This is a genomic window from Oryzibacter oryziterrae (genome assembly GCF_021864535.1).
Classification (GTDB): domain Bacteria; phylum Pseudomonadota; class Alphaproteobacteria; order Rhizobiales; family Pleomorphomonadaceae; genus Pleomorphomonas; species Pleomorphomonas oryziterrae.
Window position 1 is genome coordinate 1 of the sequence record NZ_JAKJIC010000013.1, and the last position, 19,507, is coordinate 19,507.

The window sequence follows — 19,507 nt, forward strand, 5'->3', positions numbered from 1 at the left end:
ATCGGAATGAGCAGGCTGCGCGGCAGGGTCTGTGCTTCGTCGAGTATGATGACCGAGTTCGCGACATTGTGCAGCTTGCGGCAGCGCGACGGCCGTGCCGAGAACAGGCTCTCGAAGAGCTGCACCGGCGCCCAGGCGCCGGCTCCGGTCGCCGCGGCGCCGGCCCGTCCGGCTTCGGCTCCCGTCGATGCCGGCCGCGAAGAGCGCGTGCGCATGTCCAAGCTGCGCCAGACCATCGCGCGCCGCCTGAAAGACGCCCAGAACTCGGCCGCCATGCTCACCACCTTCAACGAGGTGGACATGACCGGCGTCATGAACCTGCGCAACAGCTACAAGGACCTGTTCGAGAAGAAGCACGGCGTCAAGCTTGGCTTCATGGGCTTCTTCGTCAAGGCCTGCATCCAGGCGCTGAAGGAAGTTCCGGCTGTGAACGCCGAGATCGACGGCCAGGACATCATCTACAAGAACTACTACCACATCGGCGTCGCCGTCGGCACCGAGAAGGGCCTTGTGGTTCCGGTGGTGCGCGACGCGGACGACCTGTCCATCGCCGGCGTCGAGAAGAAGATCGGCGAGTTCGGCAAGCGCGCCCGTGACGGCGCCCTCAAGATCGAGGAAATGCAGGGCGGCACCTTCACCATCTCCAACGGTGGTGTCTACGGTTCGCTGATGTCGACCCCGATCCTCAACGCGCCGCAGTCGGGCATCCTCGGCATGCACAAGATCCAGGAGCGGCCGATGGTCGTCGGCGGCAAGATCGAGATCCGCCCGATGATGTATCTGGCGCTCTCCTACGATCACCGCATCGTCGACGGCAAGGAAGCGGTGACCTTCCTCGTCCGCGTCAAGGAAAACCTCGAGGATCCGCAGCGTCTGGTGCTGGATCTCTGATCGACAGAACGAGCAGGGCGGCCTTTGGCCGCCCGCTTTGCCCTGTCACGCATGACGGGATGACAGTGTCCCGGCTCAGGTTGTAGGCTGCTGTTCGAGTGGCGCGGCGCCGAAACGGCCACGCGAGCCCATAGCGTTTGCCCGGAGAGGTCCATGATCAACCACTACCTCGTCGAACTTGCCTCCGTCATGGCGGTGTTTTCCTTCGCCATCGTGGCGCCGGGCGCCGACACGGCCATGGTGATGCGCCAGAGCCTGACCCATGGCCGCCGCGCCGGCATCCTCACCGCTTTCGGCGTCGGCACCTCGCTGCTATTTCATCTCAGCTACACCATCCTGGGCCTCGGCCTCGTGGTGTCGCAGTCGCTGCTGCTGTTCTCGCTGATCAAGTGGGCCGGCGCCGCCTATCTCGCCTATATGGGTGTGATGGCGCTGCGCGCGCCTGCGCCGGTGCTGCCGGAAGCCGGCGCCGCCGAGGCGACCGGGAACCGCATGAGTGCGCTCAAGGCCTTCGGCCTCGGCTTCATCACCAATGCGCTGAACCCCAAGCCGATCCTGTTCTTCCTGTCGCTGTTCTCGACGCTCGTCAGCCCCGCGACGCCGGCGCTCGTCAAGGGCGGTTATGGCCTCGTCATGGCCACCTGCCTGATCGCCTGGTTCTCGGCCGTTTCCTGCTTCCTCACCATGCCCCGGGTCCGCGAGGCCTTTGCCCGCGCCGGCCAGTGGATCAACCGGGTGACCGGCCTCGTCTTCATCGCCTTTTCCGTTCGCCTGGCGCTGTCGCGCGCCGAGTGACCGACCTGCCTCACCGGCCCCAGGGCCGCTGATTTTCGAAGGAAGTCCCGCATGTCCTATGATCTCGTCGTCATCGGTACCGGCCCCGGCGGCTATGTCTGCGCCATCCGTGCCGCCCAGCTCGGCCTCAAGGTCGCCGTCGTCGAAAAGCGCGGCACCCATGGCGGCACCTGCCTCAACGTCGGCTGCATTCCTTCGAAGGCGCTGCTGCACGCCTCGGAAATGTTCGAGGAAGCCGGCCATGGCCTCGCCAAGCTCGGCGTCAAGGTCGGCACGCCCGAGCTCGACCTGCCGGCCATGATGGCCCACAAGGACGCGACGGTGAAGGGCAACGTCACCGGCATCGACTTCCTGTTCAAGAAGAACAAGGTGGACGTCCACTACGGCGCCGGCCGCATCGTCGCCCCGGGCAAGGTGGCCGTCAGCCCGCTCGACGGCTCCGAAGTCAAGGTGATCGAAGGCAAGGCCGTGGTGATCGCCACCGGTTCCGACGTCGCCAGCCTGCCGGGCATCGTCATCGACGAGAAGAAGGTGGTCTCCTCCACCGGTGCCATCGCGCTTGCCGAAGTGCCCGCCCATCTCGTGGTGATCGGCGCCGGCGTGATCGGCCTCGAGCTCGGCTCGGTCTGGGGGCGTCTGGGCGCCAAGGTCACCGTCGTCGAATATCTCGACCGCATCCTGCCGGGCATGGACCTCGAAGTCGCCAAGCAGGCCCAGCGCACGCTCGAAAAGCAGGGCCTCGCCTTCAAGCTCGGCCAGAAGGTCACCGCCGTCAGCGCCGACGGCAAGGTCACCTTCGAGCCGGCCGCCGGCGGCGCCTCCGAGACGCTGGACGCCTCGATCGTGCTGGTGGCTGTCGGCCGCAAGCCCTATACCGCCGGCCTCGGCCTCGAGGACATCGGTGTCGCCGTCGACGCTCGCGGCCGCGTGGTGATCGACCATCATTTCAAGACCACCGTCGCCGGCATCTATGCCATCGGCGACGTGGTGGTCGGCCCGATGCTGGCCCACAAGGCCGAGGAAGAGGGCGTCGCCCTGGCCGAACAGCTGGCTGGTCAGGCCGGTCACGTCAATTATGACGTCATCCCCGGCGTGGTCTACACCCAGCCGGAAGTGGCCGCCGTCGGCAAGACCGAGGAAGACCTCAAGGCCGCCGGTGTCGCCTACAAGGTCGGCAAGTTCCCCTTCACCGCCAACGGCCGCGCCAAGGCGCAGCTGAAGTCGGACGGCTTCGTCAAGGTGCTGGCCGATGCCACCACCGACCGCGTGCTCGGCGTGCACATCATCGGCGCCGGTGCCGGCGAGATGATCCACGAAGCGGCGGTGCTGATGGAGTTCGGCGGCTCGGCGGAAGATCTCGCCCGCACCTGCCACGCCCATCCGACCATGTCGGAAGCCGTCAAGGAAGCCGCGCTCGCCGTCGACAAGCGCGCCATCCACATCTGACCTTCAGGGGGACGCGCTTGCGGCGCGCTCCCCGCGAGACCCTGTCGCAGCCCCGGCCCTCCCTGAACGGGACGGCCGGGGCTTTTCGCTTTGGCAAGCAACCCTCGATTTCTTAAGGCTTTGCCCCGTATCCTGTTTGCCGGCTGGCCACCCGGGTGGGCTTGAGACGAAGGAAGGAAAGCCCATGGCAGGGGCGAGAATCGCTTGGGTGGACTATGCGCGAGCCTATGGCATCGTGCTCGTCGTCACGGGGCATGCCTTCCGCGCCCTCGAACGGGCTGACGGGCTGACGGTTGATCCCGCCCTGCTCGCCCTCGTCGACAAGGTGATCTATTCCTTCCACATGCCCTTCTTCTTCCTGCTGGCCGGCATGACCAAGGGGCTGTCGAGCGCCCGGCGCCCGAGCCAGGTGGGCTGGTCGCTGCTGGTGACTCTGGTCTGGCCCTATCTTCTGTGGTCGCTGGTGCTGATCGGCCTCAAGCATCTCTTCACCGGCCTGTCCAGCGCGGAACTGCCGACCACCGACCTGCTGCGCGTGCTCTATCTGCAGCCGGTCGATCAGTTCTGGTTTCTCTATTCGCTGTTCCTGATCCGCCTTGCCTGGATCGCGGTGGATGCCATCGGCAATCGCATCCTGAGCCGCCTCGCGGTTCTGGTGCCGCTGACCCTGGCCTTTGTCGACTTCGGCCAGTCGTCGGCCGTTCTCGGCGTCTGGCTGCTGTTCTGGGCCGCCTTCTACGGCCTCGGCACACTGCTGACACCGGCAAGCCTCGAACGCATCCGTCCCTCCCGCCGCCTGGCGCTGGCCCTCGTCGCCGGTGTCGTCTGGGTTGTCGGCCTCATCTGGTCGACCGATCTGCTCGACGACAATTTCGGCGTCGACCGGACGGGCATTGCGCTCGCCGGCAGCCTGATGTCGCTGCTGCTCCTGTCCTTGCTTCCGTCGTCCGAACGTGGCTTTGCCCGGCTGGTCGGGCTGATCGGCGAAGCGTCCCTGGCCATCTACGCCGCCCAGTCCATCGGCGGTGTGCTCATGCGCGTCGCGCTCGCCAAGGCCGGCCTGCTGACGCCGGCAAGTCTGGTGATCGGCTACAGCCTGGCGGCGCTTCTATTGCCGACGCTGGCCTATGCGGTTCTGCTCTGGCTGTCGGCGCGCTGGAAGCTGCCGCTGATCAGCCTCGCCGGCTTCGGCATGGCGCGCCGCTCCGCCTATTTCCCGGCCTTGAGCAAGGGCGGTAGCGCGCCGATGGCGCAGCCCCGCACCAGTTCCTGAGGTCCTGCGCCCCGGCGTTCAGGCGCGCCGCTCCACAAAGGTGAACAGGGCGACGCCACCGATCACCAGCGTGGTGCCGACCGCATCCACAAGCCGCAAGGGCTCGCCGAGCAGGGCGACGGCCAACAACAGCGTCACCACCGGGCTCAGCGTGCCGATGGTGGAATTGGCCTGGGCCGAGATGCGGGCGAGCGCAAAGCTCATCAGATAGCTCGGCAGCACCGTCGCGCCGATCGCCAGAAGAAGGGCGATGTGAAACAGCTCGGGGCTGACGCTGGGGGCGACGAAATCATGGGTCAGGCCATAGTGGATCGCCACCGCGATCGCGGCGCCGGTCATCGCCACCGAGGTGAACAGCGGCGCGCCCAGCCGGGCGATGCCGCCCTTGGCGAGCAGCTGGTAGAGCGCGAAGGTCACCGCTGCCGCCAGAACCCATAGCGCGCCATCGACGACGACCGTGCCGGACTGTTCCAGATCGGTGAGGAAGATCAGCGCGAGACCGAGATAGCTGACGCCGAAGGCGGCGAAGGACTTGAGCCGGATCGGCAGATCGAACAAGAGCGCGCCCAGGAGCACGACGAAGGCTGGATAGGTGAACAGGATCAGCCGCTCGAACTGCGGAGTCAGGGTCTCGAGGCCCTTGAAGTCGGCATAGGAGGAAAACCAGTAACCGACCATGCCGACCACGAGGGCTTGCAGGAGGGCGGATTTCTCGACCGGCGCCGCATTTCGCGAGCGGTCGCGCGCATAGGTCCACAGGCCGACGGCGAGGAAGATCGGCACCGACAGCGCCATGCGCAGCATCAGGAGCGTCAGGGCATCGACCCCGGTGCGATAGGCGAACTTGATGATGATGCCCTTGGAGGCAAACAGCACCGCGCCGAGAATGGCGAAGGCATAGCCGGCGAGCGGCGCGGATCTGGAGGCGGAGGACAAGGCAGGATCCGGGTTGTCTCACGCCCGGGGATGGGCGCTTTCCCAGGCGGCGACGAGGCGCGCCGCGTCGACCGAGGTGTAGACCTGCGTTGTACCCAGATTGGCGTGGCCGAGCAATTCCTGAATGGTTCTGAGATCGCCGCCGGCGCCGAGAAGATGGGTGGCGAAGGAATGGCGCAGGGCGTGCGGGGTTGCCGTGGCGGCAAGACCGAGCGCGCCGCGCAGGCGCTGCATGGCCGCCTGGATGAGGCGCGGACTGAGCGGCCCGCCGCGCGCGCCGCGGAACAGCGGCTCATGCGCCGCCGGACGGAAGGGACAGATGCGGCGATATTCGTCGACGGCGCGCGCCACTTGCGGCAGCACAGGCACATGCCGCGTCTTGCCGCCCTTGCCGGTGACGCGAAGAATGCCGCCCTCGGCCGGCGGCGCGTCGGCCGGCGTGATCGCCAGCGCCTCGGAAATGCGCAGGCCTGCGCCATAGAGGAGGGCGAGCACGGCCGCATCGCGGGCGGCGATCCAGGGTTCTTCGGTCACCTGCCGGTCCTCGTCCACCACCTTCAGCGCGTCGGCAATGCCGAGCGGCTTGGGCAGCCGTCGCGGCGCCTTCGGCGTGCGCACGGCGGTGACGGCCGCGCTGTTGCCGTCCCCCTCGCGTTCGAGGAAGCGGATGAGCGAGCGGATGCCGGCCAGACCGCGCGCCAGCGTCGCGGCACTGGCGCCCTCCTTCTTGCGGCGGGCGAGGAAGGCGCGGAAATCGGCGGGCTTCAACTCGTTGAGGCGTGCGATGGTCGGCGGTTCGCCGTGATAGCCGGTGAGGAAGCGCAGGAACTGATCGGTGTCGCGACCATAGGCCTCCACTGTCTTCGGGCTCATGCGCCTGAGATCGGCCAGCGTCGTACGCCAGCGTTGTGCCGCCGCCGCCAGATCGGGCGCCATGATGAGGAGAAGCGTGTCGTCGGCCATGCGTGCTGAGTCCCGTGTTGCCGGAAGCGTCGCGCGAAAAGCTGAATGTCCCATGAACGACTGGCTCAGGATGAGTTCAGTGGCCGCCTGCTATCCCTTGCATCATCGCGACGGCAGAACCCGCCGCACGAGCGACTTCCGATCTGGCTCGATCGCCAGATCGACAGTTGCTTCAGATCCTGAAAGGGAGACGGCCATGAAGTCCAGTTTGATTGTTTCCGCTGCCGGGGCCCTCGCCATCGGTCTCGCCAGCCTTGCCGCAACCACGGCGCCGGCAGCAGCCGACAGCCTCTATTTCGGCTTTGGCTTCGGCGACGGCGATGGGGGCTTCCACCACCATGGCCCGCGTCCGCCGATGTACGGCTGGGCGCCGCCGCCGCCGGCCTATGGCTGGGCGCCGCCCCCGCCGCCGCCGGCCTACGGCTGGGCTCCGCCCCCGCCGCCGCGCCAGGTCTGCGCGCCGCAATGGGTCAACCGCAATGTCTATGACGACTGGGGCAATGTGGTGCAGGTGGTCCGGACCAAGGAAATGCAGTGCTATTGGACCGGTCCGCGCCGGCACCGCTGGTAACCGACCTGGGTCACGGCGCGATCGGGTCCGGCTTGCCCGTCCCGAACACGTCGATGGCTTCAAAGCCCGCCGAGCGGTTGTAGGTGTGCAGGCCTTTCAGCGGTGCGGCGGGGTTGAGGCGGATCTTCACCGTCTCGCCATAGCCGGAAGCGTCCATGCGGTCGATTTCGGCAAAGCCCATGGCCGCGCCATAGCCGCCGCTCGACGACTGGAACGGCCGCAACAGCCGCCCGCCGATCGTCAGCACCCGCCCGGCAGGACGGGCCGTGTGGACGTCGACCATGACCGGACCCGGGCCGACGCGGCGCCAGGGGCCGAGAAGGCTGGGCGCCTGCCAGACTTCGAGCGCATCCCAGCTGGAACACCAGCGCTCGCGCACGGCGCCGAGCAGATACCAGCCGTCGGCCCGTTCGACGAGCGTGGCGTCGCCGAGATCGATGTCGTCGATCAGCGTTGCCACCTGCTCCCAGCGACCGGGAAATTCGATCGCGCGCCAGAGCTCGACGCTGCGCCGGCCGGAGGTCTCCGGCACCATGTAGAGCGTGTCCTGATGCTCGAACAGGAAGGGGTAGGACAGGTGACACGCCTGCTCCAGCACCGGCTCGGGCGTGCCAACGGGGCCGTCGGGGCCAAGTTCGACCGCCGAGATCACGCCGCGACCGGTGGCATAGGGATAGTCTTCCACGAAGAGGAAGCTGCGGCCCTGCCAGGTGACGGGGAAGGGGTCGGCGTAGAAGCGCTTGCCGTCGTCCGGCAAAAGATGAAAGCGCCCGCCCTTGATGACGGGCAGGGCATTGGCGGCGGTCTCGTTGACGCGCCAGCCGGTCATCCAGCGGGCGCGCTCCTGCGAGCGCTTGAGAAGGCGCGCGGTGATGCGGCGCGAGAGCGCGCCGAGAAACAGGCCGAGCGGTGCACGCGCATGGACACGCACGGCGCCCATGCCGGAGGGCAGGGCGATGTCGCGGGCCGCCGTGCCATTGGCCACCTGCTCAAGGGCGAGATCGATCAGCTGCAGCGCCCGGCCGAGCACCGTGCCGACGCCGCGCGCCAGCACGTCCGGCGCTTCCACGCCGATGGGCCAGTCCGCAAGGTCGGTCCCCTCGCCATCGGCAAAGGCCGTGAGCGTCAGGATCGGCGTCGTTCCGGCCAGAATGGCGTCGGCGGCGCCCAGCTCCACCGGTTGCCTGGCGCAGGTCAGCCTGAGGCTGTTGCGCACCGGCCCGGTGCCCACCAGATCGACCATCAGGTCGGCCTTGAGATCCGGCCGGCTGGTGATGTCGGGCAGGTGGGCGAGGCTCTCGCGCTCGACCGGCGCCAGAGGCCGGTCCTCAGGCAAGCCATAGATCATTTCCTCGAGCCGGTAGACGAGATCGAGCCCGGTCGGCCGCTTGGGACCGGCGCGGAACAGGATCGAACCGCTCCAGCCCGGATGCTTCAGCGCATGGCCGATGGCCTCCGCCTGCCAGAGCGAGATGCGTTGGGGATCAAGGACAAAGGTGATGTGCATGCCGACCGTCTGGGAAACCTGTTCGGCGTCACCTTAGAGCATTGCTTGTGAAACTGTCACAGGCATTTGCCGATCCGCGTCGGTCATCGTCCCTCGAATTTCGGCGCCCGCTTCTCCCGGAAGCCGGCCACGCCTTCCTGCAGGTCCGCCGTCGTTGCGATGAAGGCCCCGGCGAGCGCTTCGAGCGCAGCCGACTGTTCCTCTCCCTCGGCCGCGTTGATCAGCGCCTTGGCCACCTCGACCGCCACCGGGCCGCGCCGGCAGATGTCGCCGGCAAGCTGCAATGCCCGTTCGAGCCCGGTGCCGGCGGCACAGATCTCGTCCACAAGCCCCTCGAGCGCCGCTTCGTCGGCGGAGAACATCTTGCCGGCCAGCGCCATGCGCTTGACGGTACGGCTGCCGAAGCGACGCACCAGCCGCTGCGTGCCCGACCAGCCCGGCACCATGCCGAGCGAGGTCTCGGGCAGGCCGATCTCGGCCTGTTCCTCGGCGACGATCAGATCGGCGGTGGCCGCCAGTTCCAGCCCGCCGCCGAAGGCGGGGCCGTTCAGCACCACGATCAGGGGCTGGCGCAGGCGGGCGAGCCGGTCGAAGACGCGGTGCCCCTCGCGGATCCAGTCGCGGCCGAAACTGACCGGGTCGAGCCCGGCCCAGGCCTTGATGTCGCCGCCGCTCGAAAAGGCACGGTCGCCGGCGCCGGTGAGGATGGCAACGCGGATGTCGCGGTTGGCCTCGGTGGCCGTCACCCAGGCGTCGAGCGCGGCAATGGCCGCCTGATCGAGGGCGTTGAGCTTCCTGGGCCGGTTGAGCGTGGCGATGGCGACGCCGTCGCGGACATCGCTCAGAAGCCGCGGCTCTTCGGCGGTTCCATGCGGATCGGACATCAGAAGCTCTCCCGGATGACGACGGCGCGACCGTTGCCGGCCGATTCCAGCACGGCGAGGCCGAAGGCCAGGGAATGCAGGCCGTCCTCGGCGGTGGCGGCAGGGGCGCCCTCGCCGGCGATGGCCTTGTGGAAGGCGTCGACGGCGCGCACATAGAGATTGGCGGGCTCCCAGGGTAGCTGCCGCGCGCCGTCGGCGGTGACCAGCGTGATCGTGCCCTTGGCGCTCTGGCTCATGCAGTCGCGGCCGATCAGCGAGCCCAGCGTGCCGTGCACCTCGAAGCCGGTGCCGGCAAAGCGGGCGGTGAAGGCGTCATGGGTCTGGGCGATCAGGCCCGAGCGGAAGCGCACCGAGGTCATCACCGCATCGGCGAGACCTGCGCCGGCCATGCCGGAGTTCTGCGTCATCGCCGTGACCTCCACCGGATCATCGTCCAGCACGAATCGGAGCGTGTCGGCGTCATGCACGGCGATATCGAGCACGACGCCACCGCCGGCGCCGGGATTGTCGATGCGCCAGCCCTGCAGGTTTTCGGGCAGATAGACGGCGTGGAACACCCGCGCGGCCAGCGGCCGACCGATCAGGCCGTCCTTGATGGCGGCCCGCATCACCCGGTGTGCGCCCGAGTTGCGCAGGTGATGGTTGGTGCCCATCACCACACCGGCTTGCCGCGCCGCGTCGCGCATGGCGATGGCGTCTTCGAGGCTGAGCGCCAGCGGCTTTTCGGCGAGGATATGCTTGCCGGCCCGGGCGCTGGCGATGGCCTGGTCGCGGTGCTTCTCGTTGGTCGAGGAAATGTAGACGGCGTCGACACCGAAGTCGCCGAGCAGGCGCTCGACGCTGTCGGTGGCACCAAGGATGCCGTTGGCGTCAGCAAAGGCACGCGCCCGACCGGCGTCGCCCGACATCACCGCCACCACTTCGCCACCGGTCTCGCGCATGGCGCCGATCATCCACTCGCGGGCGATGTTCGAAGCGCCGATCAATCCCCATTTCACCGTAGCCATGACATTCCCTCCCTGTGCGCCGCAGCGCTTCACACCGCTTTCGGATGTCCGGCGCTATCGCGCATCATCAACGTGACATCGCCGAGATAGTCGTCGCGCCGGCTGTCGCCGTGGATCATCCGGAGCATGGCATGCGCCGCCTTCTCGCCCAGCGACAGCGTGTCCACCGCCACCGTGGTCAGGGGCGGCCACATGTGGCGCGCTTCACGAATGTCGTCGAAGCCGACGAGGCTGAAGTCCGCGCCGGTGGCAAGCCCCCGACGGCGCAGCGCGTCATTGGCGCCGAGCGCCACCACGTCGTTGAAGCAGAGGGCCGCCGTGGGCGGCGCGCCAAGCGAGAGCAGCTGCTCGATCGCCGCCGCGCCGGTCTCGCGCGTCGTCGGCCCTTCGATCACCATGGTGCCGTCAACGGGAAGGCCGGCGGCCTCCAGTGCCGCCCGATAGCCACCGCAGCGTTCGGTCTGCGCGGTCATGTCGGCATAGCCGCCGATGAAGGCGATGCGGCGATGGCCGAGTTCGAGGAGATATTCGGTGGCCCGGCGCGCGCCGCGGAAGTTGTCCGGCGTCACACTGGATGCCTTGACCCCGGCGACGCGGCGCATGGCCAGCACGAGCGGCAGACCGCCGGTGATGATGGCATCGAGATCGCCCTGCCGCGTGCCGCGGGCCGGACAGAGGATCAACCCGGCAATGTCATGCTCGCGCATGGAGCGCAACACTTCGGCTTGCCGGGTCGGGCTTTCGGCGGTGTTGGCGATGAAGGGAATGTAGCCGGCGGTCTGGAACACCCGCTCGATGCCGACCGCCAGTTCGGCAAAGAAGGGGTTGGCCAGATCGTTGATCACCATGCCCACCAGATTGGTGCGGGCATTGCGCAGGGAGGCGGCCCCGCGATTGTAGACATAGCCCAGCGTGTCGATGGCGTTCAGCACCTTGTCGCGCGTGTCGGCCTTGACCAGCGGCGAGCCCTGCAACACCAGTGAAACGGTGGACTTCGACACGCCGGCGGCCTCGGCGATGTCGATCATGGTGACGCGATGGCCAGTGGGGCTGCGGGGCACGGGACAAACCTGAATTTGGAACGTTCCAAACGATAGTGCCGCATCCTCCCGCTGTCAATCGGCGGAGGATGCAAGGAGCTGGGCTTTCACCGGAAAGGACCGCTTCCACCGGCTGAGAAAAGCCCCTTTGCGACCAATACGCCCAGAGGCTGCAGCCCCCGGGGGCAGGACGCAGCCGAAAGTCCAAAGCCGAATTGTGTTTTTTCACGATTCAGTGGATGGTGATCAGGTCTAATCTCAGGCAGAAACAGACAAAATCCGATCTATCATTGCCAGGCGACACAATGACGAAGCAGCCGGAGATCAATGAGCCGACCCCAGGCGCGGGCAAGACGGTCAAGCTCGCCGACGTTGCAAGGGCGGCCGGGGTCAGTCAGGGGACGGTGTCCAACGTTTTCAACCGGCCCGAGCTGGTCAGCCCGTCGCTGAGGGAAAAGGTGGAGGCGACAGCCGCCACACTGGGCTATCGCGGTCCCGACCCGCGCGGTCGCCTGCTCCGGGCCGGCCGGGTCAACGCGGTCGGTGTCGTCACCTCCGCGCCGCTGCACCATTTCTTCGAAGATCCCTATACCCGCATTTTCCTGGCCGAGATCTCCCGCAGCTGCCAGGCACGCGGCGCCGGCATCTCGCTGGTCTCCGCTCTTGATGACGAGATCGCCGCCTGGAACATCCGCACGGCCCTGGTGGACGGCTTCATTCTCAACTGCCTGGTGGAGGGCTCGCGCCTGGTCGATCTGGCCCGGCGCCGCGGCTTGCCCTTTGTCGCCATCGACTTCCGCAGCGATCCCGACGTCGACTATATCTGCATCGACGACGAATGGGGCGCACGCGAAGCGGCACGCCATCTGGTGTCGCTCGGTCACAAGCGCTTCGGCATCCTGATGATTCCGGCCAGCGACGGGCCGCATGCCGGTTTTCTCGACGTATCCGGCGAAGATCCCGTCCGCTTCGATCTGGTACGCCGTCGCCTGGGCGGCTATCTCGCGGCCATCAGCGAGGCCGGCTTGCCGCTGCCGCGCGCCTTCGAGACCCAGGCCGACGAGGCGTCGGTCTCCGCCGGCGTTGATGCGCTTCTGGCCGACGATCCGACCATCACCGCTTTCCTGTGCATGTCCGACCGCATTGCCCTGCACGCCTGCCACCGCCTCGCGAGCATCGGCGCGCGCGTTCCGGAGGACTATTCCGTTGTCGGCTTTGACGGCACCCGGGAGGCGGCAACCTTCAACCCGCCCATCACCACCATCCGGCAGCCGGTTGGCGAGAAGGGGGCGGCCGCCGTCGATCTGGTGCTGGGCGACCCGGCCGCGATCACCGAGCGGCAGCTGATCCTGCCGCTGTCGCTGGTCGTCGGCGGTTCAAGCGGCCCGCCGAGAGGCTGAACGCCCGGCGGCAACCGCTTGGCTTGCAAGGGGCCTTGCGGCTCAGGCGCCGGTGAAGGCGCGCGGCGCCGGAGACACCAGCGACGGGCTCGATCCGGTCACCTCGTAGACGGCGAGGCCGCGGTCGTTGGTGCCGTTGGCGTTGAAGCGGAACAGGCCGTTCACCGACGACAGGAAGCCCTGCGGGTTGGTGAGCACGGAGAGCTGGAAGCGCTGCGCGCCGGCGGTCTTGACGAGACCGGCCGCCAGCACCACCGCATCATAGGCGAGCGAGGCGGTGAGCGGCGGCTCGGCGCCGAAGCTCGACCGGTAGCGACCGGCGAAATTGGCAAAGCCGGAGATCTCCGGCGAGGGGAACCAGCCGCCGGCCAGCGTTGCGTCGCCATAGACGGACGGATCGTTCCACACGCCCGTGCCCAAGAGCTTGACGCGGCCGAGATCCACATTCTGCGCCCGCAGCGCCTGGGCGATCTGCGGCGCGATGCCCGGCCCTTCGGGAACGAACAGGCAGTCGATCTGCGAGGAGTTGGCGGCCACGGCGGCCACGGCCTTGGCCTGATCGCCCGGATTGAAGCGCTCCACCTGGGCGAGCCGCAGGCCATAGCGGCCGGCGGCTTGCCGCAATGCGGCTTCCGCCAGATTGCCGAAGGCGCTGGTGGAGATGATGCCGGCCACCGAACGCTTGCCCGCGCTTGCGGCCTGCGCCAGCACGCGCTGCGCCTGTCCGTCGATCAGGAAGCCGAGCAGGTAGACGCCGGAGGCGGCCACCGACGGATCGGAGGAGAAGGCGACCACGGGCACGTTGGCCGCGCGCGCCACCGGGCCGACGCCGCCCACTTCCGCCGCAAACACCGGGCCGATGATCAGCTCTGCGCCTTCCGAGATGGCAGCCTGTGCCGCCGCCGAGGCGGTGCCGGCGGTGCCGCCGGAGTCTTTCACGAGAATGGTGAGATCGTTGGCCGTGAAGTCGTTGAGACCGAGGCTTGCGGCATTCTGCATGGCCGAGGCCAGCGCCGGGCCGTTGCCCTGGCCGGACTTGGGCAACAGCAGCGCAACGCGCACCGAACCGGTGCCGAGCGTTTCGCCGGTGACGGCCGGTCCGGTGGGGACGGGCAGCGTGCCGGGGTTGGGGAAGGCCGGCCCGCCACTGGTGGTCGGCGTACAGGCGGCCACGCCGGCCGCACCCGCCAGGGCCAGAAGGCCACGCCGGCTGATCGCGCCGTGAGCTGAGTGAGCGGTTGCCCCTCCGGCTTCCGCCGGCTTGCCTTCGTTACGCACTGTCATGATCCACCTTCCGCCGCCGCAGGAATTTGCCCGCCATTTCACCGGCAAATGCCTTCAAATGCAACTCTTTCCTTGATTTCCGCCGAGGCGGGCTGGCGCTTTTGCCCAAGGTTCTCGCTTTTTGCCTTAAGGTATGATCTTGAGAAGACTATTGTTGGACAGCGGCGGAAGCAGGGCATGTTGCGGCACATCGTGTTTTTCAGCGTGAAACAGGGCGAAGACCGGGAGGCCGTGCACGACGGACTGAAGTTGCTGGAAGCCAATCCCCATGCCGAGCATGTGGAGATCGGCACCAATCTCAAACAGGACAGCCTCGGCAACGACGTGGACTTCATCGTCTATGCCGAGTTCTCCGATGCCGATGCGCTGGCGTCCTACAAGGCGCATCCGAGCTATCAGGCGTCCATCGACCGCGTGCGTCCCTTGCGCGAATTGCGCATTGCAGCCGATTTCCTGAGCCCCGTGGAGGCCCACCGATGAAACCCGAGGCCCCCCAGAGCTATTCCATCGCCGGCACCACCTATCCGGCCAAGACCATCGAGCCGGGCCTTTATGCGGTGGCGACCCCGATCGGCAATCTCGGCGACATCACCCTGCGCGCGCTGGAAGTGCTGGCCGCTGCCGACCTTGTGGTCTGCGAGGACACCCGCGTCAGCCGCGTGCTGCTGGACCGCTACGGCATTTCGAGGCCGCTGGCCGCCTATCACGAGCACAATGCCGCCCGCGAGCGGCCGCGCCTGATGGCCATGCTGAAGGGCGGCATGCGCCTCGCCCTCATCTCCGACGCCGGCACGCCGCTGGTTTCCGATCCCGGCTACAAGCTGGTGGACGAAGCGCTTGCCGAGGGCGTTAAGGTGATCCCCATTCCCGGCCCCTCGGCGCTGATCACCGCGCTGACCGGCGCCGGCCTGCCCACCGACGCCTTCGTCTTCCTGGGATTTCTGCCGCCCAAGGCGCAATCGCGCCGGGTGAAGCTCTCTGCCTTCGCCGAGGTGCCGGCGACGCTGATCACCTATGAATCGCCCCATCGCGTCGCCGAGACGCTGGCCGACATGGCCACCGTGCTGGGTGCCGACCGTCAGGGCGTGGTGGCGCGCGAGCTCACCAAGCATTTCGAGGAGTTCCGCCGCGGCACGCTGGCCGAACTCGCCGCCGGAGCGCTGGCCGATCCGCCGCGCGGCGAGATCGTTCTGCTCGCCGGTCCGCCGCCGGAGCGGGTCGCCGATGCCGACGACATCGAGGCGCTCCTGAAAGCCGCCCTCGCCACCACCGGGCCGGGCCAGGCCGCAGCCGAGATCGCCAAGGCCACCGGTCGCCCGCGCAAGGAACTCTACACCCTCGCCCTGCGCCTCAAGGCGGTGATGGACGCCGGCGGAGACTGACCCCATGCCGCATGCCGATCTGCTGCTGGCCTTCTTCGTTGCCACGTTTCTCTTTGCCTATATCCCCGGGCCGGCCATGCTCTATGCCGCCGCCCAGACACTGGCGCGTGGCCGCCGCGCCGGCCTGATGGCCGAGCTCGGCCTGCATCTGGGGGGCTATGCCCACGTCTTCGCCGCCGCAGCCGGCTTGTCCGTCCTGTTCCACACGGTGCCGACGCTCTATGTGGTGGTCAAGCTCGCGGGAGCGGCCTATCTGATCTGGCTCGGCCTGACGTTGTTTCGCGGCAAGGATGGCGAGCTGGACCTTGCGACACTGGTGCCGGCCAAATCCGCCCGCCGCGCCTTTGCCGATTCCGTCCTGATCGAGCTCTTGAACCCCAAGACAGCGATCTTCTTCCTCGCTTTCCTGCCGCAATTCGTCGATCCCGCCGCCAACTGGCCGGTGTGGGTGCAGTTTGCCGTGCTGGGCACGCTTGCCAATCTGATATTCTCGAGCGTCGACATCGTCGCCGTGCTCCTGGCCGGCTATGTGGTGAACCGCCTGCGCGCCGCTTCCGGCACGCGCCGCCTGATGCAGCGGCTGAGCGGCTCGCTTCTGATGGGCCTGGGCGCGCATCTGGCGCTTGAGCGGAGCTGAGGCGCCATGTCCGACCGGCGCGCCCGCTATGCCCGTGGCCTCGTCGCCGAGACGATCGCCGCCTGGTGGCTGCGCCTCAAGGGCTATCGCATCCTCGCCCATCGCTACAAGACCGCGCTCGGCGAGATCGATCTGGTGGCCCGGCGCGGCCGCGTGCTCGCCTTCGTCGAGGTGAAGGCACGATCGAGCGTCGAAGCAGGCCTCGAAGCCATCGCCGCCGAGGGCTATCGCCGCATCGAGGCGGCGGCCGACATCTATCTGGCGCGCCATCCCGCACATGCCAGCCTCGACGTGCGCTTCGATCTCGTGGTGATCGCGCCCCGCCGCTGGCCGGTGCATGTGGTGGGCGCCTTCTCCTGACGCGTTGGTGATCGGCAGCATCCCTTTAGCGGTTGCGCCTGCGGGCCAAGCCTTTCATAACAGGCGCCGATCGATCTTCGTCCGGAGCCTGCCATGAGCCTCGCCGTTGCCGTCCAGATGGACCACGTTTCCACCATCCGCATCGCCGGCGACAGCGCCTTCGCGCTGATGCTGGAGGCCCAGAAGCGCGGCCACCGCCTGTTCCACTATACGCCCGACCGCCTGTCGCTGAGAAACCGCACGGTGACCGCCGCGCTCGAACCGCTGACCGTGCGCGACGAGGTGGGCAATCACTTCACCCTCGGCGAGGCGGCGCTGACCGATCTCTCCACGATGGACGTGGTGCTGCTGCGCCAGGACCCGCCCTTCGACATGGCCTATCTGACCACCACCTATCATCTCGAGCGCATCCATCCCAAGACGCTGGTGGTCAACAACCCGGCGGAAGTGCGCAACGCGCCGGAAAAGCTGTTCGTGATGGATTTTCCCGAGCTGATGCCGGAAACGCTGATCAGCCGCAACGTCGACGACATCAAGGCTTTCCGTGCCGAGTTCGGCGACATCGTCATGAAGCCGCTCTACGGCCACGGTGGCGCCGGCGTGTTCCGCGTTCGCCCTGACGACGAGAATTTCGGCTCGATGATCGACATGTTCCTCGCCCAGAGCCGCGACCCCTGGGTGATCCAGCGCTACCTGCCGGCGGTGCGCGCCGGTGACAAGCGCATCATCCTGGTCGACGGCAAGTTCGCCGGCGCCGTCAATCGCGTGCCGGCCGACGGCGATCTGCGCTCGAACATGGTGCGCGGCGGCGCGGCGCAGACGACGGAACTCTCAGCCCGCGAGGCCGAGATCTGCGAGACCATCGGTCCCGAACTCAAGCGGCGCGGCCTGATGCTGGTGGGCATCGACGTCATCGGCGGCAACCTCACCGAGATCAACGTCACCGCCCCCACCGGCCTGCGCGCCATCAAGCGCCTGGGCGGCCCCGACATCGCCGCCATGGTCTGGGACGCGATCGAAGCGAAGCGCTGAGGGTCGCCCCCAGAACAAAAAGCCTGTATTTGTTCCTCTCCCGTTCTTGACATGCAACCTGATATACGCAATGGTTGTAGCGATCAGAACGGGAGCGGGCCATGGTCACACACGTGCGCACGGTGTGTTTTCAAGGGGTTGAGGCAACGCCTGTGGACGTGCAGGTGCACATGGCCACAGGCAAGGTGCTGTTCAACATCGTCGGTCTCGGCGACAAGGCGGTGGCCGAGAGCAAGGAGCGGGTGCGCGCAGCGCTCGCCGCTTCCGGTCTCGCACTGCCGGCCAAGCGCATCACCGTCAATCTCGCCCCCGCCGACCTGCCCAAGGAAGGCAGCCACTATGATCTGCCGATCGCGCTGGCGCTGATGGCCGCCATGGGCGCGCTGCCCGCCGACGCGCTGGAAGACTATGTGGTGCTGGGTGAACTCTCGCTCGACGGCACCATCGCCCCGGTGGCCGGCGTGCTGCCGGCGGCGATCGCCGCCAACAGCCAGGGGCTCGGCCTGCTCTGTCCGCGCGCCTCCGGCTCGGAGGCGGCCTGGGCGGACGCCGAGATGTCCATCCTTGCGCCCATGAGCCTCATCGCCGTCGCCAATCACTTCAAGGGCACGCAGGTGATGACGCGGCCCGAACCCAGGGCGGCGGAGCTGGCGACGGGCCTGCCCGATCTCGCCGACATCAAGGGCCAGGACAGCGCCAAGCGGGCGTTGGAGCTGGCGGCGGCCGGTGGCCACAACATGTTGATGGTCGGACCGCCTGGCTCGGGCAAGTCCATGCTGGCGAGCCGCCTGCCGTCGATCCTGCCGCCGCTGACACCGCAGGAACTCCTTGAAATCTCCATGATCGCCTCGATCGCCGGCACGCTGGCCGACGGCAAGCTCTCCGATCGCCGGCCCTTTCGCGCGCCGCACCACTCGGCCTCCATGGCGGCGCTGGTGGGCGGCGGCATCCGGGCCCGGCCCGGCGAGATCTCGCTCGCCCATCGCGGCGTGCTGTTCCTCGATGAACTGCCCGAATTCAACCCGGCGGTGCTCGACAGCCTGCGCCAGCCGCTCGAAACCGGCGACGTGGTGATCGCGCGCGCCAACAACCGCGTCACCTATCCCGCCCGCTTTCAACTGATCGCCGCCATGAACCCCTGCCGCTGCGGCATGGCCGGCACGCCGGGCCACACCTGCCGGCGCGGCCCCGCCTGCGCTGCCGAATATCAGGAACGGCTGTCGGGCCCGCTGCTCGACCGCTTCGATCTCACCGTGGAAGTGCCCGCTGTCTCCGCCGCCGACCTGATCGGCCGCTCGGGCAGTGCGGAAGCCTCGTCGGCGGTGGCGGCCAGGGTGCGCACCGCTCGCCGGCTACAGGCCGAGCGCTATGCCGAGTTCGGCTGCGACGGCGTCTATACCAACGCCGCCGCCCCGGCCGCCGTGATCGACGTGGTCGCCGCCCCCGATGCGGCCGGGATGGCGCTGCTCAAGCAGGCCGCCGAACGCTTCAACCTGTCGGCCCGTGGCTATCACCGCGTGCTGAAAGTGGCCCGGACCCTGGCCGACCTCGACGGCGACGACAACGTCGGCCGCGTCCACATCGGCGAGGCGCTGGCTTATCGCACCGGGCAGGACCGCAAGGCGCGGGCGGCGTGAGGGACTGTCTGCATCGGGATGCGGGGCACCGCCGGCGACCGGCGACTGGCGGTCGCGCTGAACAGGTCGGAGAAAACACCCGAAGGCCTGCACCGGCAGAGCCATGGGTCTGGGCATGAGGGAACGACAGGGATGAGCGAGAGGCTCGACGACCTCAAGGGCATCGGCCCGAAGACCATCGGCTGGCTCCGGGAGGCCGGCATCGACAGCGTCGAGGACCTGCGGTCCCTCGGCGCGGCGGCCGCCTATCGGCGTCTGCGGTTTGTTGTCGGTTCCGAGGTCAGCCGCAACGCGCTGTGGGGACTCCACGGCGCCTTGAGCGGCTGCGCCTGGAATGCGATCGCCCCGGAGACCAAGGCGAGGCTGCTGCGCGAAGCGGGGGAGGATTGAACACTCTCGAAAGGGCCTGTTTACTCCGGATTTTCAATCCCGTATGCAAAGGGTAAGTGAAAACATGGACGA

The 19,507-nt window shown here is 67.8% G+C and carries 20 protein-coding genes and 1 pseudogene; 13 read left to right on the top strand and 8 right to left on the bottom strand.

Annotation, left to right across the window (positions count from 1 at the left end; all coding sequences use genetic code 11):
• Positions 1-215: hypothetical protein (locus tag L2I41_RS14320; RefSeq protein ID WP_237154258.1), on the bottom strand; the 215-nt coding region annotated here is incomplete at its 3' end.
• On the opposite strand from L2I41_RS14320, the pseudogene odhB reads away from it, so the two are divergent.
• From odhB to L2I41_RS14340, 4 genes and pseudogenes are all read left to right on the top strand, one after another.
• Positions 127-891, top strand: a pseudogene (gene odhB, locus L2I41_RS14325) (2-oxoglutarate dehydrogenase complex dihydrolipoyllysine-residue succinyltransferase); the annotation flags it as partial. The gene L2I41_RS14320 and the pseudogene odhB sit on opposite strands and share 89 nt — an antisense overlap.
• A gap of 156 nt (positions 892-1,047) precedes the next feature.
• Complete coding sequence (locus tag L2I41_RS14330) at positions 1,048-1,686, top strand: LysE family translocator (RefSeq protein WP_237154390.1); 639 nt, start codon at positions 1,048-1,050, stop codon at positions 1,684-1,686.
• Positions 1,687-1,737: 51 nt separating this feature from the next.
• The gene (lpdA, locus tag L2I41_RS14335) at positions 1,738-3,132 is read left to right on the top strand and encodes a dihydrolipoyl dehydrogenase (protein WP_237154259.1); all 1,395 of its coding nucleotides are present in this window, start codon (positions 1,738-1,740) and stop codon (positions 3,130-3,132) included.
• A gap of 184 nt (positions 3,133-3,316) precedes the next feature.
• Positions 3,317-4,405 (top strand): acyltransferase family protein, encoded by a 1,089-nt coding sequence (locus L2I41_RS14340; RefSeq protein WP_237154260.1) that lies wholly within the window; start codon positions 3,317-3,319, stop codon positions 4,403-4,405.
• 18 nt (positions 4,406-4,423) lie between these two features.
• Here the strand turns inward: L2I41_RS14340 and L2I41_RS14345 are convergent, their stop codons facing one another.
• Entirely contained in the window at positions 4,424-5,341 is a 918-nt protein-coding gene (locus L2I41_RS14345; protein WP_237154261.1) for a DMT family transporter, read from the bottom strand.
• Positions 5,342-5,359: 18 nt separating this feature from the next.
• Positions 5,360-6,304, bottom strand: coding sequence for a tyrosine recombinase XerC (locus L2I41_RS14350; protein ID WP_390634252.1), 945 nt, complete (start codon positions 6,302-6,304; stop codon positions 5,360-5,362).
• 196 nt (positions 6,305-6,500) lie between these two features.
• Here L2I41_RS14350 and L2I41_RS14355 point away from each other — a divergent pair, with 196 nt between their 5' ends.
• Positions 6,501-6,875, top strand: coding sequence for a hypothetical protein (locus L2I41_RS14355; RefSeq protein ID WP_237154262.1), 375 nt, complete (start codon positions 6,501-6,503; stop codon positions 6,873-6,875).
• Positions 6,876-6,885: 10 nt separating this feature from the next.
• On the opposite strand, the gene L2I41_RS14360 is transcribed toward L2I41_RS14355, so the two are convergent.
• From L2I41_RS14360 to L2I41_RS14375, 4 genes are all read right to left on the bottom strand, one after another.
• Positions 6,886-8,382: a glucosamine inositolphosphorylceramide transferase family protein gene (locus tag L2I41_RS14360; RefSeq protein ID WP_237154263.1), complete on the bottom strand. Its 1,497-nt coding sequence runs from the start codon at positions 8,380-8,382 to the stop codon at positions 6,886-6,888.
• Positions 8,383-8,465: 83 nt separating this feature from the next.
• Positions 8,466-9,266 carry an enoyl-CoA hydratase/isomerase family protein gene (locus L2I41_RS14365; RefSeq protein WP_237154264.1) on the bottom strand — a complete coding sequence of 267 codons (801 nt, stop codon included), beginning with the start codon at positions 9,264-9,266 and terminating at the stop codon, positions 8,466-8,468.
• Positions 9,266-10,273 (bottom strand): Gfo/Idh/MocA family protein, encoded by a 1,008-nt coding sequence (locus L2I41_RS14370; RefSeq protein WP_237154265.1) that lies wholly within the window; start codon positions 10,271-10,273, stop codon positions 9,266-9,268. Before L2I41_RS14370 ends, L2I41_RS14365 begins: the two co-directional genes overlap by 1 nt.
• 29 nt (positions 10,274-10,302) lie before the next feature.
• The gene (locus L2I41_RS14375; protein WP_237154392.1) at positions 10,303-11,301 is read right to left on the bottom strand and encodes a LacI family DNA-binding transcriptional regulator; all 999 of its coding nucleotides are present in this window, start codon (positions 11,299-11,301) and stop codon (positions 10,303-10,305) included.
• 317 nt (positions 11,302-11,618) lie between these two features.
• Here L2I41_RS14375 and L2I41_RS14380 point away from each other — a divergent pair, with 317 nt between their 5' ends.
• Positions 11,619-12,713: a LacI family DNA-binding transcriptional regulator gene (locus tag L2I41_RS14380; protein ID WP_237154266.1), complete on the top strand. Its 1,095-nt coding sequence runs from the start codon at positions 11,619-11,621 to the stop codon at positions 12,711-12,713.
• A gap of 42 nt (positions 12,714-12,755) precedes the next feature.
• Here the strand turns inward: L2I41_RS14380 and L2I41_RS14385 are convergent, their stop codons facing one another.
• Positions 12,756-13,997, bottom strand: a complete 1,242-nt coding sequence (locus L2I41_RS14385; RefSeq protein WP_237154267.1) for a penicillin-binding protein activator — start codon at positions 13,995-13,997, stop codon at positions 12,756-12,758.
• 177 nt (positions 13,998-14,174) lie between these two features.
• Between L2I41_RS14385 and L2I41_RS14390 the strand changes: the two genes are divergently transcribed.
• The 7 genes from L2I41_RS14390 (at position 14,175) to L2I41_RS14420 (ending at position 19,435) form a co-directional block, all read left to right on the top strand.
• Positions 14,175-14,477 carry a Dabb family protein gene (locus tag L2I41_RS14390; RefSeq protein ID WP_237154268.1) on the top strand — a complete coding sequence of 101 codons (303 nt, stop codon included), beginning with the start codon at positions 14,175-14,177 and terminating at the stop codon, positions 14,475-14,477.
• On the top strand, positions 14,474-15,379 hold the full coding sequence (rsmI, locus tag L2I41_RS14395; protein WP_237154269.1) for a 16S rRNA (cytidine(1402)-2'-O)-methyltransferase: 906 nt from the start codon (positions 14,474-14,476) through the stop codon (positions 15,377-15,379). The genes L2I41_RS14390 and rsmI overlap by 4 nt, the downstream gene beginning before the upstream one ends.
• Before the next feature lie 4 nt (positions 15,380-15,383).
• A complete protein-coding gene (locus L2I41_RS14400) occupies positions 15,384-16,016 on the top strand; it encodes a LysE family translocator (RefSeq protein ID WP_237154270.1) in 633 nt (210 codons plus the stop codon).
• A gap of 6 nt (positions 16,017-16,022) precedes the next feature.
• Positions 16,023-16,376 (top strand): YraN family protein, encoded by a 354-nt coding sequence (locus L2I41_RS14405; protein ID WP_237154271.1) that lies wholly within the window; start codon positions 16,023-16,025, stop codon positions 16,374-16,376.
• Between the two features lie 93 nt (positions 16,377-16,469).
• The gene (gene gshB / locus L2I41_RS14410) at positions 16,470-17,408 is read left to right on the top strand and encodes a glutathione synthase (RefSeq protein WP_237154272.1); all 939 of its coding nucleotides are present in this window, start codon (positions 16,470-16,472) and stop codon (positions 17,406-17,408) included.
• A 101-nt stretch (positions 17,409-17,509) separates the two neighbouring features.
• Positions 17,510-19,045 (top strand): YifB family Mg chelatase-like AAA ATPase, encoded by a 1,536-nt coding sequence (locus L2I41_RS14415; RefSeq protein ID WP_237154273.1) that lies wholly within the window; start codon positions 17,510-17,512, stop codon positions 19,043-19,045.
• Positions 19,046-19,177: 132 nt separating this feature from the next.
• Positions 19,178-19,435: a TfoX/Sxy family protein gene (locus tag L2I41_RS14420; protein WP_237154274.1), complete on the top strand. Its 258-nt coding sequence runs from the start codon at positions 19,178-19,180 to the stop codon at positions 19,433-19,435.
• Positions 19,436-19,507 lie beyond the last annotated feature (72 nt).